7 protein-coding genes are annotated in these 13,741 nt (G+C 70.3%); 6 read left to right on the plus strand and 1 reads right to left on the minus strand.

Going from position 1 to position 13,741, the window contains the following annotated elements; all coding sequences use genetic code 11:
* Nucleotides 1-64 precede the first annotated feature (64 nt).
* Nucleotides 65-475 carry a VOC family protein gene (locus tag K1J60_RS13660; protein ID WP_220646461.1) on the plus strand — a complete coding sequence of 137 codons (411 nt, stop codon included), beginning with the start codon at nucleotides 65-67 and terminating at the stop codon, nucleotides 473-475.
* Between the two features lie 167 nt (nucleotides 476-642).
* Here K1J60_RS13660 and K1J60_RS13665 read toward each other — a convergent pair whose 3' ends face one another.
* Nucleotides 643-3,279: a glycosyltransferase family 1 protein gene (locus tag K1J60_RS13665; protein WP_220646462.1), complete on the minus strand. Its 2,637-nt coding sequence runs from the start codon at nucleotides 3,277-3,279 to the stop codon at nucleotides 643-645.
* 344 nt (nucleotides 3,280-3,623) lie between these two features.
* On the opposite strand from K1J60_RS13665, the gene K1J60_RS13670 reads away from it, so the two are divergent.
* The 5 genes from K1J60_RS13670 to glgB all read left to right on the plus strand — a co-directional run bounded on the left by K1J60_RS13670 (nucleotide 3,624) and on the right by glgB (nucleotide 13,719).
* Nucleotides 3,624-4,835, plus strand: a complete 1,212-nt coding sequence (locus K1J60_RS13670; RefSeq protein ID WP_220646463.1) for a S8 family peptidase — start codon at nucleotides 3,624-3,626, stop codon at nucleotides 4,833-4,835.
* A gap of 229 nt (nucleotides 4,836-5,064) precedes the next feature.
* Entirely contained in the window at nucleotides 5,065-7,203 is a 2,139-nt protein-coding gene (locus tag K1J60_RS13675) for an alpha-1,4-glucan--maltose-1-phosphate maltosyltransferase (RefSeq protein WP_259407713.1), read from the plus strand.
* Nucleotides 7,200-8,900, plus strand: a complete 1,701-nt coding sequence (gene treS / locus K1J60_RS13680; RefSeq protein WP_220646464.1) for a maltose alpha-D-glucosyltransferase — start codon at nucleotides 7,200-7,202, stop codon at nucleotides 8,898-8,900. Before K1J60_RS13675 ends, treS begins: the two co-directional genes overlap by 4 nt.
* 93 nt (nucleotides 8,901-8,993) lie before the next feature.
* On the plus strand, nucleotides 8,994-10,481 hold the full coding sequence (locus K1J60_RS13685) for a maltokinase N-terminal cap-like domain-containing protein (RefSeq protein WP_220646465.1): 1,488 nt from the start codon (nucleotides 8,994-8,996) through the stop codon (nucleotides 10,479-10,481).
* A gap of 28 nt (nucleotides 10,482-10,509) precedes the next feature.
* On the plus strand, nucleotides 10,510-13,719 hold the full coding sequence (glgB, locus tag K1J60_RS13690) for a 1,4-alpha-glucan branching enzyme (protein ID WP_220646466.1): 3,210 nt from the start codon (nucleotides 10,510-10,512) through the stop codon (nucleotides 13,717-13,719).
* Nucleotides 13,720-13,741: the final 22 nt, after the last annotated feature.

The raw sequence follows: 13,741 nt of genomic DNA on the forward strand, positions 1-13,741 counted from the left end.
CATACCGACGGTACGTCAATAGCTTACCGACATACCGACGGTATGCGAAAAGGGAGTTGTCGTGATGAGGCTGACCAGTTTGTATCCGGTGATCTGCACGGCCCGGCTGAAAGAGTCCCGCGACTTCTACACGCGCCTGCTGGGGTTCAGCACGACCTTCGAGGCGGACTGGTACATCAGCCTGCGGCACCCGGGGGAGGTCGGTTACGAACTCGCTCTCCTCGACCACACCCATCCCACGCTCCCGGAGGACTACCGCACCCCCGCCCAGGGTCTGCTGCTCAACTTCGAAGTCGAGGACGTGGACGCGGAATGGCACCGGCTGGTCACCCGCGAGAAGCTCCGGCCCCTCCTCGATCTGCGCACCGAGGACTTCGGGCAGCGGCACTTCATCGTCGCCGACCCCAACGGCGTCCTGATCGACATCATCACGCCGATCGCTCCCACCGCCGAATACGCCGAGCAGTACGTCTAGCGACTCAGCGCCCGCATGGCCCCACGCTCGATGCGTGAAGGATCGGAGAGGGAGCGGTGAGAGCGAAGGACCGGTCTTGGCGGTCATCGGCCCGCGCGAACACGTTCTCAGTCGCTTCACCGCCGCGCAGCGGGCGAGGTGCGCCGCGCGCACCCCGCCCGCTCGACTCAGCGCATCAGCACACCCGCCCCCTCCCCCAACTCCTCCGAAGGCACCACCACCAGGCCCAGTTCGGCGGACGAGGCCAGGAGGCGGTGGGTCGGGAGGATGCGGACCGTGTAGCCGAAGGAGCCCGTGCGGTCCAGGGAGAGTGGGCCCTCGTAGATCCAGCGGCCCTCACCGTCGGGGCCGCTCGCCGGCTTCAGCGGGACGCAGGTCGCGTCCGTGATGCGGTCCTCGGCGTCCACCCGGCCGGAGACGGCCTGGACCTCGACGTCGTCCGGGACCAGGTCGCCGAGGCCGACCCGGACCCGGAGCACGAGGGTCGCGCCCAGCTCGGCGGCCGTACTGAGCGGGGCCGCCGAGGTCTCCACATGGTCCACGCTCACCCGGTGCCAGGCGCCCCGCACCCGCGCCTTCCACTCGGACAGTTCGCGGGCCACGTCCGGTGACAGGGCGCGGTGGGCGCGGGCGGCCGGGGCGTAGAGGCGGTCCACGTACTCCCGCACCATGCGGCCCGCCAGCACCTTCGGCCCCAGATGCGTGAGCGTCTCGCGGACCATCTCGATCCAGCGGTCGGGCAGACCGCCCTGGCCGCGCTCGTAGAAGCGGGGGGCCACCCGCCCTTCCAGCAGGTCGTAGAGCGCCGCCGCCTCCACGTCGTCCCGGCGGTCCTGGTCCTCGTCCGTCGCCGTCCCGTCCGCCGTCGGGATCGCCCAGCCGAAGTCCGGCCGGAACCATTCGTCCCACCAGCCGTCCAGGACGGAGAGATTGAGACAGCCGTTGAGCGCCGCCTTCATCCCGCTCGTCCCGCACGCCTCCAGCGGGCGCAGCGGATTGTTCAGCCACACGTCGCACCCCGGATACAGCTTCTGCGCCATCGCCATGCCGTAGTCGGGGAGGAACACGATCCGGTGGCGGACGCGCGGGTCGTCCGCGAACCGCACCAGCTCCTGGATCAGGCGTTTTCCGCCGTCGTCCGCCGGGTGCGCCTTGCCCGCGATCACGATCTGGATCGGGCGTTCCGGGTGGAGCAGCAGCTCCATCAGACGGTCCTGGTCGCGCAGCATCAGCGTCAGACGCTTGTACGAGGGGACGCGGCGGGCGAAGCCGATCGTGAGGACGTCCGGGTCCAGGACCCCATCGATCCAGCCCAACTCCGCCGAGCCGGCACCGCGCTGCCGCCAGGAGGCGTACAGGCGTTCCCTTACCTCGACGACCAGTTGTTCGCGCAGATCGCGGCGGAGGTCCCAGATGTCCTGGTCGGAGATGTCACCGACGGCGTCCCAGCGCTCGGAGCCGCCGACGGACATGGCGTCCTCGGTCCGTTCGGCGCCGATCTGCCGGGCGCCGAGCCGGAAGACCTCCGGGGCCACCCAGGTCGGGGCGTGCACGCCGTTCGTCACCGAGGTGATGGGGACCTCGTCCGGGTCGAAGCCCGGCCACAGGCCGGAGAACATCTCCCGGCTGACCTGCCCGTGCAGCAGCGAGACCCCGTTGGCGCGCTGGGCGAGCCGGAGCCCCATCACGGCCATGTTGAAGACGTTCGGGTCGCCGCCCGGATACGTCTCCATGCCGAGCCCCAGGATGCGTCCCACGTCGATGCGCGGGAGTTCGGCGTCCGGGCCGAAGTGGCGGGCGACCAGTTCACGGTCGAAGCGGTCGATGCCGGCCGGGACGGGGGTGTGCGTGGTGAAGACGGTGCCGGAGCGGACCGCCTCCAGGGCGGCGTCGAAGTCGAGCCCCTCGTCGCCGAGCTCGGCGATGCGTTCCAGGCCGAGGAAGCCGGCGTGGCCCTCGTTGGTGTGGAAGACCTCGGGCCCGGCGTGACCGGTGAGCCTGCAGTACGTGCGGACGGCCCGGACACCCCCTATGCCGAGCAGCATCTCCTGGAGGAGCCGGTGTTCGCTGCCGCCGCCGTAGAGCCGGTCGGTCACCCCGCGTTCGCCGAGGTCGTTCTCCTCGACGTCCGAGTCGAGCAGCAGCAGCGGCACCCGGCCCACCTGGGCCTCCCAGATCCGGGCGTGCAGCCGACGGCCGCCGGGGAGCGCCAGGCCGACCTGCGCCTGGGTGCCGTCGGCCTCCTGGAGCGGGACCAGGGGCAGTTCGTTCGGGTCGAGCACCGGATAGTGCTCCTGCTGCCAGCCGTCCCGGGACAGGGACTGGCGGAAGTAGCCGTGCCGATAGAGCAGGCCGACGCCGATCAGCGGGACACCGAGGTCGCTGGCCGCCTTCAGATGGTCGCCGGCGAGGATGCCGAGGCCGCCGGAGTACTGCGGCAGCGCGGCCGTGATGCCGAACTCGGGCGAGAAGTAGGCGATGGCGGCCGGGAGTTCGGCACTCTGCGCCTGCCCCTGGTACCAGCGGTCGCCGGTGACGTAGTCGCGCAGGTCGTCGGCGGCGGCGGTCAGCCGGCGCAGAAAGCGCCGGTCCTCGGCGAGTTCGGCCAGACGCCGGACGGAGACGGAGCCGAGGAGCCGTACGGGATCGCCGCCGGACGCGGCCCAGCACTCGGGATCGACCGACTGGAAGAGGTCACGGGTCTCCGGGTGCCAGGACCAGCGCAGATTGCGCGCCAGTTCGCTGAGCGGGTGGAGGGCTTCGGGCAGGACGGGTCGGACGGTGAATCTGCGGATGGCCTTCACAGAGGATTCCACCTTCGCGCCAGGACGTACGGGCCGGGGGACGCACTCCGCTGTGCGCCGTTCGTCACCCCCGACGGTAGCGGCGCGGGGGCCGTGGCAACTACGGCGCGTCCCTCCGTATGCAATTACGGCGCATCCGTACCCCGGCCTCCCGGCGGGGCAGTCCGCTCCGGCCCGTTCAGTCCTGAATTCGCCGCAACCCCGCAGCAACCTTCACATGTACCCCACGGGCGATATTGGCTGATTCCACCCCTCTGCGCGGCCTTGTGGCGCTTCACACCGCACGAGAGGCTTCCGGTGAACCCCGGTGTGGGAGCGCTGGGTCGAGGAGGGGGTTCTCAGACATGCACCAGCCGGCAGAGGCGAGAAACGGGCGTGCGCGCCGGGCGGGCGGGTTCACGGCGGTGATGACGGCCGCGGTGCTTTCGGCCATCAGTCTGCCCGCGCACGCCGCACCGGAGGGGTTCGTCCACGGCGCCGGTGATCCCGGTTCCGTCAACGGCAGTTACATCGTCACCCTCAAACCGGGAACGAAGGCCCCGTCGACAGAGGGAAGGGGCATAGCGTCGAAGTACGGGGCGAAAATACGCCATATGTACAGCACCGCCCTGAACGGCTACTCCGTGACGGTCGGTGAGAAACAGGCCAGGCGGCTCGCGGCGGACTCCCGCGTGGCGTCGGTCGTCCAGGACACGAAGGTCACGTACGACGGCCGTCGGGCCGACCCGCCCTCATGGGGGCTGGACCGCGTCGACCAGCCGAACCTGCCGCTCGACAAGAGCTACACCTGGCCGAGGTCGGCGGGCAGGGGCGTCACCGTGTACGTGATCGACACCGGCGTACGGATCACCCACAAGGACTTCGGCGGACGGGCGAGCAACGGCTGGGACTTCGTACAGAACGACCGGACGGCCCAGGACGGCAACGGCCACGGCACCCATGTCGCGGGGACCGTCGCCGGCACCGCGTACGGGGTCGCCAAGAAGGCGAAGGTCGTCGCCGTACGCGTGCTCGACGACGCGGGCGGGGGGACGACCGCCCAGGTCATCGCGGGTATCGACTGGGTCACCGCGCACGCGAGGAAACCGGCCGTGGCCAACATGAGCCTCGGCGGCCCGGGCAACGCGCAACTCGACGCGGCCGTACGCAACTCCATAGCCTCCGGGGTCACCTACACGGTGGCCGCGGGCAACGACGGACGCGCCGCGGGCCTCTACTCACCCGCCCGCGTCAAGCAGGCGATCACGGTCGGCGCCACCGACCGTGAGGACGTCCGCGCCGACTTCTCGAACTGGGGCCCGAGCCTGGACCTGTTCGCGCCCGGGAGGTCCATCACCTCGGCCTCCCACCGGGGCGACACCGCGAAGGCGACCCACTCCGGTACGTCGATGGCCTCGCCGCACGCCGCGGGCGCGGCGGCCCTGTATCTGGCCGACCGGCCACGGGCCGCTCCGGCGGAGGTGGCCAAGGCGTTGGTGGAGGGTGCGGTTTCGGGCAAGGTCAAGGACAGATATCCGGGCTCCCCGAACAGGCTTCTCCTCGTCGACAACCTGTAGGAGCCCGTAACACCACAGGTGAACGGCTCTTTACCGAGAGCGACTACAGTGACCGGCCTCGACCCCTTCGGACGAGGCCGGTCTTGTGTGTAGACATACGCGTGAGTAGTTAACAAAGTGCCGGAATGCCCACCCGCACTGTGTGGGAAGGCTCCACCGGTACGTCCCGCTGGCCCCACCTCCCCACACCCTCATCCGCCCACCCACGTTGACGCGGACAGGAGCGGTCATGCCCGCCACGCACCACTCGTCAGCACCCCCGACGACCAGTACCACCCCCGCCCCACCCGACAGCACCGCCGCACGCCCCGCACGCCGGGCGCACACCGGCCCGCCCGCGCCCTCCTCGGCGCCCCCGACACCCCCGGCGACCCCGGGCGCTCCCACCATCGGACGGATACCGGTCCTCGATGTGCGGCCGACCGTCCACCACGGCCGCCGACCGGCGAAGGCCGTCGTGGGCGAGGCCTTCGAGGTCTCGGCCGTCGTCATCCGGGAGGGCCACGACGCGGTCGCCGCCAATGTCGTGCTCCGGGACCCGGAGGGCCGCCCGGCCGGGTGGACCCCGATGCGCGAACTCGCCCCCGGCACCGACCGCCTGGGCGCCACCGTCTCCGTTCCGAGCGAGGGCGTCTGGTCGTACGCCGTGGAAGGCTGGGGCGACCCGGTCACCACCTGGCGCCACCACGCCCGCATCAAGGTCCCGGCCGGCATCGACACCGAACTGGTGCTGGAGGAGGGCGCCGGTCTCCACGAGCGCGCCGCCGCCGGGGTGCCCGAGGGCGAGAGCGGACGAGGCACCCTGCTCGCCGCCGTAGCAGCGCTCCGGGACACCGCACGGCCCGCCTCGGCCCGTCTGGCGGCGGCGTTGGCGCCGGAGGTGGACGAGGTCCTCACGCGTCATCCCCTGCGGGAACTGGTCACGTCCTCCGAGCCGTTGCCCCTGCTGGTGGAGCGCGAGCGGGCGCTGTTCGGCTCCTGGTACGAGTTCTTCCCCCGTTCCGAGGGCACCCCCGAGCAGCCCCACGGAACCTTCCGCACCGCCGCCCGACGCCTCCCGGCCATCGCCGCCATGGGCTTCGACGTCGTCTACCTGCCCCCCATCCACCCCATCGGCACCACCTACCGCAAGGGCCGCAACAACACCCTCTCCCCCACCCCCGACGACGTCGGCGTGCCCTGGGCGATCGGCTCCCCCGAGGGCGGCCACGACACCGTCCACCCGGACCTGGGCACCCTCGACGACTTCGACCACTTCGTCGCCGAAGCACGCGCCCTGGGCATGGAGATCGCCCTCGACTTCGCCCTGCAGTGCTCGCCCGACCACCCCTGGGTGGACAAGCACCCCGAGTGGTTCCACCACCGCCCCGACGGCACCATCGCCTACGCCGAGAACCCGCCCAAGAAGTACCAGGACATCTACCCCATCGCCTTCGACGCCGACATGCCCGGCCTCATCACCGAGACCTGCCGGATCCTGCGCCACTGGATGGACCACGGCGTGCGCATCTTCCGCGTCGACAACCCCCACACCAAACCGGTCGTCTTCTGGGAACAGGTCATCGCCCGGATCAACGCCACCGACCCCGACGTCATCTTCCTCGCCGAGGCCTTCACCCGCCCCGCGATGATGCACACCCTGGCCGCCACCGGCTTCCAGCAGTCCTACACCTACTTCACCTGGCGCAACACCAAAGCCGAACTCACCGACTACGCCACCGAACTCGCCGGCGAAGCCGCCGCCTACATGCGCCCCAACTTCTTCGTCAACACCCCCGACATCCTCCACGCCTTCCTCCAGGAAGGCGGCCGCCCCGCCTTCGAACTCCGCGCCGTCCTCGCCGCCACCCTCTCCCCCACCTGGGGCGTCTACTCCGGCTACGAACTGTGCGAGAACACCCCCCTCAAACCCGGCAGCGAGGAATACCTCGACTCCGAGAAATACCAACTCCGCCCCCGCGACTGGGACGCGGCAGAACGCGACGGACGTACCATCGCCCCACTGCTCGGCAAGCTCAACGAGATCAGGCGTCGGAGCCCGGCGCTGCGTCAGTTGCGGGATCTGCACTTCCACCACGCCGACCAGGAAGCGGTGATCATCTACTCGAAGCGCGCGGGCTCGAACACGGTTCTGGTGGTGGTCAACCTCGACCCCCACCACACCCAGGAGGCCACGGTCTCGTTGGACATGCCGCGACTCGGCCTGGACTGGCATGAGTCCGTGCTGGTGCGCGACGAGCTCACCGGCGAGGTCTACACCTGGGGCAGGAACAACTACGTACGTCTGGAACCGGGCCGCACACCCGCCCACGTACTGACCGTCCTGCGACCGTCCAACCCGCAGATCGGGGGGTCACCCACACAATGATCGTCAACGAGCCCGTTCCGGACACCTTCGAGGACACGCCGCAGAAGGACCGGGACCCGGACTGGTTCAAACGCGCCGTCTTCTACGAGGTCCTCGTCCGCTCCTTCCAGGACAGCAACGGCGACGGCGTCGGCGACCTCAAGGGCCTGACCGCCAAACTCGACTACCTGCAGTGGCTCGGCATCGACTGCATCTGGCTGCCACCCTTCTTCAAATCCCCCCTCCGCGACGGCGGATACGACGTCTCCGACTACACCGCCGTCCTCCCCGAATTCGGCGACCTCGCCGACTTCGTGGAATTCGTCGACGCCGCCCACCAACGCGGCATGCGCGTCATCATCGACTTCGTCATGAACCACACCAGCGACCAGCACCCGTGGTTCCAGGAATCGAGGAAGGACCCCGACGGACCCTACGGCGACTACTACGTCTGGGCCGACGACGACAAACAGTTCCCCGGCGCCCGCATCATCTTCGTCGACACCGAAGCCTCCAACTGGACCTTCGACCCCGTCCGCAAACAGTACTTCTGGCACCGTTTCTTCTCCCACCAGCCCGATCTCAACTACGAGAACCCGGCCGTGCAGGAGGAGATGATCTCGGCGCTGCGGTTCTGGCTGGACCTGGGCATCGACGGCTTCCGCCTCGACGCGGTGCCGTACCTGTACCAGCAGGAGGGCACCAACTGCGAAAACCTTCCCGCAACCCATGACTTCCTCAAGCGGGTGCGGAAGGAGATCGACGCGCACTACCCCGACACGGTGCTGCTGGCCGAGGCGAACCAGTGGCCGGAGGACGTCGTCGACTACTTCGGCGACTTCCCCAGCGGCGGCGACGAATGCCACATGGCGTTCCACTTCCCGGTCATGCCGAGGATCTTCATGGCGGTCCGGCGGGAATCGCGCTATCCCGTCTCGGAAATCCTCGCCAAGACCCCGGCCATCCCCTCGAACTGCCAGTGGGGCATCTTCCTGCGGAACCACGACGAGCTGACCCTCGAAATGGTCACCGACGAAGAACGCGACTACATGTACGCGGAGTACGCCAAGGACCCGCGCATGCGCGCCAACATCGGCATCCGCCGGCGGCTCGCCCCGCTCCTGGACAACGACCGCAACCAGATCGAACTGTTCACCGCCCTGCTGCTGTCCCTGCCGGGCTCGCCGATCCTCTACTACGGCGACGAGATCGGCATGGGCGACAACATCTGGCTCGGCGACCGCGACGCCGTCCGCACCCCCATGCAGTGGACCCCGGACCGCAACGCCGGCTTCTCCTCCTGCGATCCGGGACGGCTGTCACTCCCGACGATCATGGACCCGGTCTACGGCTACCAGGTCACCAACGTCGAGGCGTCGATGTCGTCGCCGGCGTCGCTGCTGCACTGGACCCGCCGGATGATCGAGATCCGCAAGCAGAACCCGGCGTTCGGCCTCGGCACCTACACCGAGCTGCCCTCGTCCAACCCGTCCGTCCTCGCCTACCTGCGCGAACACAAGGACGACCTGGTGCTGTGCGTGAACAACTTCTCCCGTTTCGCGCAGCCCACGGAACTCGATCTGCGTGCCTACGAGGGACGCCACCCCGTCGAACTCATCGGCGGAGTCCGCTTCCCCGCCATCGGTGAACTGCCCTACCTCCTCACCCTCGCGGGCCACGGCTTCTACTGGTTCCGCCTACGGAAGGACGCCGTGTAAGCCCGACCGGAACTCCGGGCGGGCCGGTTTCCCCCGGCCCGCCCGGGGCACGCAGACAGGAACACCCCGCCCCCGGGGAAAGGACGCGATTCCATGTCGGAAGCCGCTTCGCACTCCACCGCGACAAGTCCTGCACCACCACCCGCCACGGAACCGACAGCCGGGCTGCTCACCTCGCTGGAGCCCCTGCTGCGCGAGTGGCTGCCGCGACAGCGCTGGTTCGCGGGGAAAGGGCGACCGGTCACCGGGTTCAGCCTGGTGGCGGCCACGGAACTGCTGCCGGTGGGCTCCTCCACGGCCGGCGGGTCACAGGGGGCCGGCGGTTCCAAGGCCGGTCTGCTGCATCTCCTCGTCCGCGCCCATCAGCCGCTGGTGCCGTCCCAGGGGGCCGCGACGCACCCCGGCGACTGCTACCAACTGCTGCTCGGCGTACGCGAGGCGCTGCCGCCCCGGCTGGCACCCGCGCTGATCGGGCATGTGGCGGAGGGGCCGCTGGCCGGGCGGACGGTGTACGAGGGGCTGCACGACCCCCGTCTCGCCGACGTCCTCCTGGAGGCGCTGCGGACCCAGGCTCGCGTCGGTGAGCTGCGCTGCGGGCGGGACACGCGCCATGACATCCCCGAGGGCCTGGTGCCGCGTCTGGCCACCGCCGAGCAGTCCAACTCGTCCCTCGTCTACGGCGATACGTTCATCCTGAAGCTCTTCCGCCGGGTCGTGCCCGGCGACAACCCCGACCTCGAACTGCCGCTCACCCTGTCCCGCGAGGGCTGCCCCCGGGTACCGGCGCCGGTGGCCTGGATGGTGGCGGACCTGGGCCGCGCGGGCGACCCCGACGGCCATCACGTCCTGGGCGTCCTGCAACCGTTCCTGCACGGCGCGGCGGACGGCTGGGAACTGGCGCTGAGCATGCTGACCAAGGGCGAGGACTTCACCGCCGAGGCACGGGCGCTGGGGCGGGCGACCGCCGAGGTGCACACGGCGCTGACGCGCGCCCTGCCCACGGTCACCCTGGGCCGGCCCCAACTGCAGTCGCTGGTCGAGGGGATGACCGAGCGCCTGGAGGCGGCGGCGCAGTCCGTGCCCGCGCTGCGGCCGTACGCGCCCGGTCTGCACACGGCGTTCGAGGCGCTGGCCGACCTGGCGGCCGAGGGGCGCACCTGGACGGCCCAGCGCATCCACGGTGACCTGCACCTGGGGCAGTGTCTGCGTTCTCCGTCCGGGGAGTGGTCGCTCATAGATTTCGAGGGCGAGCCGTCGAAGCCGCTGGCCGAGCGGCGGATGCCGCAGCCCGTCGCCCGTGACATCGCCGGCATGCTCCGCTCCTTCGACTACGCCGCGCACTCCCTCCAGCCCCCGGCCACGGACTGGGCGACCACCTGCCGGGCCGCGTACTGCTCCGGGTACGCGGAGGTGGCGGGGGTCGATCCGCGGACCGATCCCGTGCTGCTGCGCGCGTACGAGACCGACAAGGCCGTGTACGAGGTCCTGTACGAGGCCCGCCACCGCCCCGACTGGCTCCCCGTCCCCCTGGCCGCCGTCCACCGCCTGGCCACGGACCCCTGCACCGACATCACCCCCTGACACCACCCCTCCCGAGGAGACCGTCCCTGTGACTCCCCGCCCGCCGTCCGACGACAGCACGCAGCCCCCCGACGCCGGGGCCGAGGTACCGGCTCCGGTGAAGAAGACCGCCGCGAAGAAGACGGCCACGACGACGAAGAAGAAGACGGCAGCGAAGAAGGCAACGGCAGCGAAGGAGACGGTCGCCAAGAAGGCGACGGCGAAGAAGACAGCGACGAGGAAGACGGCGGCGAAGAGTACGACCGGAGCTGTCGCCGCCGAGGCGGCCTCGGGCGCACCGGCAGCCACGCGGACGGCCACCGGGGGTGGTGGCGAGGCCGCGCCGAGAAAGACGGCGCAGAGCGCGGGCACGGCGGCGGAGAAGGCCCCCACAACGCACGCCGTCGCCAAGAAGGCGGCGGCGAAGAAGGCCGCGGCGAAAAAGGTCCCGGCCGCGAAGAAGACCGTGGCGAAGAAGGCGGTCGGGAAGAGGACCGCGGCCAAGGACACCACGGCCGGGAAGACCACGGCCGGGAAGGTCGTCACCGTTGGTGCCTCCGCCGATGATGTCACCGCAGGAGCCGTGACCGCCGACGGTGTCGCCGAGAAGGCCGTAGCCAAGAAGGCCGTAGCCAAGAAGGCCGCCGCGAAGAAGGCCACCGCCCAGAAGACCATCGCGAAGAAGGCGGCCGCCAAGAAGGCCGCCCCCAAGAAAGCGGTCGCGAAGACGGCGGTCGCCGTGCAGCCCGTCGCCAAGAAGGCGGTGGCCGAATCGGCGGTAGCCAAGACGGCCACCACCAAGAAGACCGTCGCCAGGAAGGCCTCCGCGAAAAGGGCCGTGGCAGCGCCCGAGTCGGCCGTGTCCGAGCCGTCCGCGGCCGTGTCGGTGCTGGCCGGATCGTCCACCACGCCCCCCGGAGCGACCGTCCCCCACCAGGCCACCTCCGAGCCGGCCGGCCCCGACCCCGTGGTCCCCAAGCAGGCCACGGCCGAGCCGGTGCTCGACGAAACCACGGTCGCCGCACCGGCCGGCACCCAAGCCCCCGAGTCCCCCCTCGCCGAGCCGGCCTTCTCCCCCGCGATGGACGGCGGTGACCGGGAGCGGTTGTTGGCCGGTACGCATCATGAGCCGCATGCCGTGCTCGGGGCCCATCCCGCACCCGGTGGTGTGGTGTTCCGGGCGTTCCGGCCGTACGCGCTCGGGGTGAGCGTGGTGGTGGGGTCACTGCGGGCGGAGCTGCACGACGACGGGGGCGGCTTCTTCTCGGCGCTGCTGCCGCTGCGGGAGGTTCCGGGGGCGTACCGGCTGCTGGTGTCGTACGAGGGGACGGAGCAGGAGACCGAGGACGCGTACCGCTTCCTGCCCGCGATCGGTGAGCTGGACCTGTATCTCATCGGTGAGGGGCGGCACGAGCAGCTGTGGCGTGCGCTCGGCGCCGAGCCGATGACCCACCAGGGCGTCACCGGCACCCGCTTCACGGTGTGGGCCCCGAACGCGCGCGGCGTACGCGTGGCCGGGACCTTCAACTTCTGGGACGGCACGGGCTTCCCGATGCGTTCGCTGGGCTCCTCGGGCGTGTGGGAGCTGTTCGTGCCCGGGATCGGCGAGGGTGAGCTGTACAAGTTCGAGATCACCCGGCCGGACGGCTCGCGGACGCTCCGGGCCGACCCACTGGCCCGCCGCACGGAGGTCCCGCCCGCCACGTCGTCCGTCGTGCACGCCTCGCACTACGAGTGGGGCGACGAGGAGTGGCTGGCGAGTCGGGCCGAGACCCCCGCGCACGAGGCGCCGTTCTCGGTCTACGAGGTCCATCTGCCGTCCTGGCGACCGGGACTGACCTACCGACAACTCGCGGAGCAACTGCCGGCGTACGTCTCCGACCTCGGCTTCACGCACGTCGAGCTGCTGCCGGTCGCCGAGCATCCCTTCGGTGGATCCTGGGGCTACCAGGTCACCGGGTTCTACGCCCCGACCGCCCGCCTCGGCACCCCGGACGACTTCAAGTACCTGGTCGACGCCCTGCACCGGGCGGGGATCGGGGTGCTGATGGACTGGGTGCCGGCCCACTTCCCGCGTGACGACTGGGCGTTGGCGGAGTTCGACGGGCGCCCGCTGTACGAGCACGCGGACCCGGCGCGGGCGTCGCACCCCGACTGGGGCACGCTGGAGTTCGACTACGGGCGCCGCGAGGTGCGCAACTTCCTGGTGGCCAACGCCGTCCACTGGTGCGAGGAGTACCACATCGACGGGCTGCGGGTGGATGCCGTCGCGTCGATGCTGTACCTCGACTACTCGCGCGAGCCGGGCCAGTGGACACCGAACGAGCACGGCGGCCGGGAGAACCTGGACGCGGTCGCCTTCCTCCAGGAGATGAACGCCACCGTGTACCGGCGGGTGCCGGGCGTCGTGACGATCGCGGAGGAGTCCACGGCCTGGGACGGGGTCACGCGCGCCACCCACCACACCGGTCCGGGCGGCTTCGGAGGGCTCGGCTTCGGCCTGAAGTGGAACATGGGCTGGATGCACGACTCGCTGGACTACATGGCCAAGGACCCCGTCCATCGCAAGCACCACCACCACGAGATGACCTTCTCGATGGTGTACGCGTACAGCGAGAACTACGTCCTGCCCATCTCGCACGACGAGGTCGTGCACGGCAAGGGCTCACTGGTGTCGAAGATGCCGGGCGACTGGTGGCAGCAGCGCGCCAACCACCGCGCCTACCTCGGCTTCATGTGGGCCCATCCGGGCAAGCAACTGCTCTTCATGGGGCAGGAGTTCGCGCAGGGCGCGGAGTGGTCGGAGGCGCACGGGCCGGACTGGTGGCTGCTCGATCCGGCGTACGGCGCGGAGGCGGACCACCGGGGGGTACGGGACCTCGTCCGTGACCTCAACACGGTGTACCGCCGCACTCCCGCCCTCTGGGAGCAGGACACCCGGCCGGCGGGGTTCTCGTGGATCACGGGGGACTCGGCGGACGACAACGTCCTCGCGTTCCTGCGGTTCGCCGAGGACGGCAGTCCGCTGCTGGCGGTCTCCAACTTCTCGCCGGTGGTGCGGCAGGACTACCGTCTGGGTGTCCCCGAGGACGTCCCTGCGTGGCGTGAGGTGCTCAACACGGACGCCGGTGTCTATGGGGGGACGGATCTGACCACGGCCCACCCGGTGAAGCCGGAGCCCCACCCCTGGCACGCCCAGCCCGCCAGCATCCGGGTGACCCTCCCGCCCTTGACCACCCTCTGGCTCCGCCCGGCCTGACCGGGTGTGCTGTCGGGTGCGG

It is taken from the genome of Streptomyces akebiae (assembly GCF_019599145.1).
In the GTDB taxonomy this organism is placed as follows: Bacteria; Actinomycetota; Actinomycetes; order Streptomycetales; family Streptomycetaceae; genus Streptomyces; species Streptomyces akebiae.

What these genes read in the sequence shown, in the direction of transcription:
- K1J60_RS13660 (WP_220646461.1), top strand. Translation starts at nt 65, where the DNA reads ATGAGGCTGACCAGTTTGTATCCGGTGATCTGCACGGCCCGGCTGAAA.
- K1J60_RS13685 (WP_220646465.1), top strand. Translation starts at nt 8,994, where the DNA reads ATGTCGGAAGCCGCTTCGCACTCCACCGCGACAAGTCCTGCACCACCA.
- K1J60_RS13670 (WP_220646463.1), top strand. Translation starts at nt 3,624, where the DNA reads ATGCACCAGCCGGCAGAGGCGAGAAACGGGCGTGCGCGCCGGGCGGGC.
- treS (WP_220646464.1), top strand. Translation starts at nt 7,200, where the DNA reads ATGATCGTCAACGAGCCCGTTCCGGACACCTTCGAGGACACGCCGCAG.
- K1J60_RS13675 (WP_259407713.1), top strand. Translation starts at nt 5,065, where the DNA reads ATGCCCGCCACGCACCACTCGTCAGCACCCCCGACGACCAGTACCACC.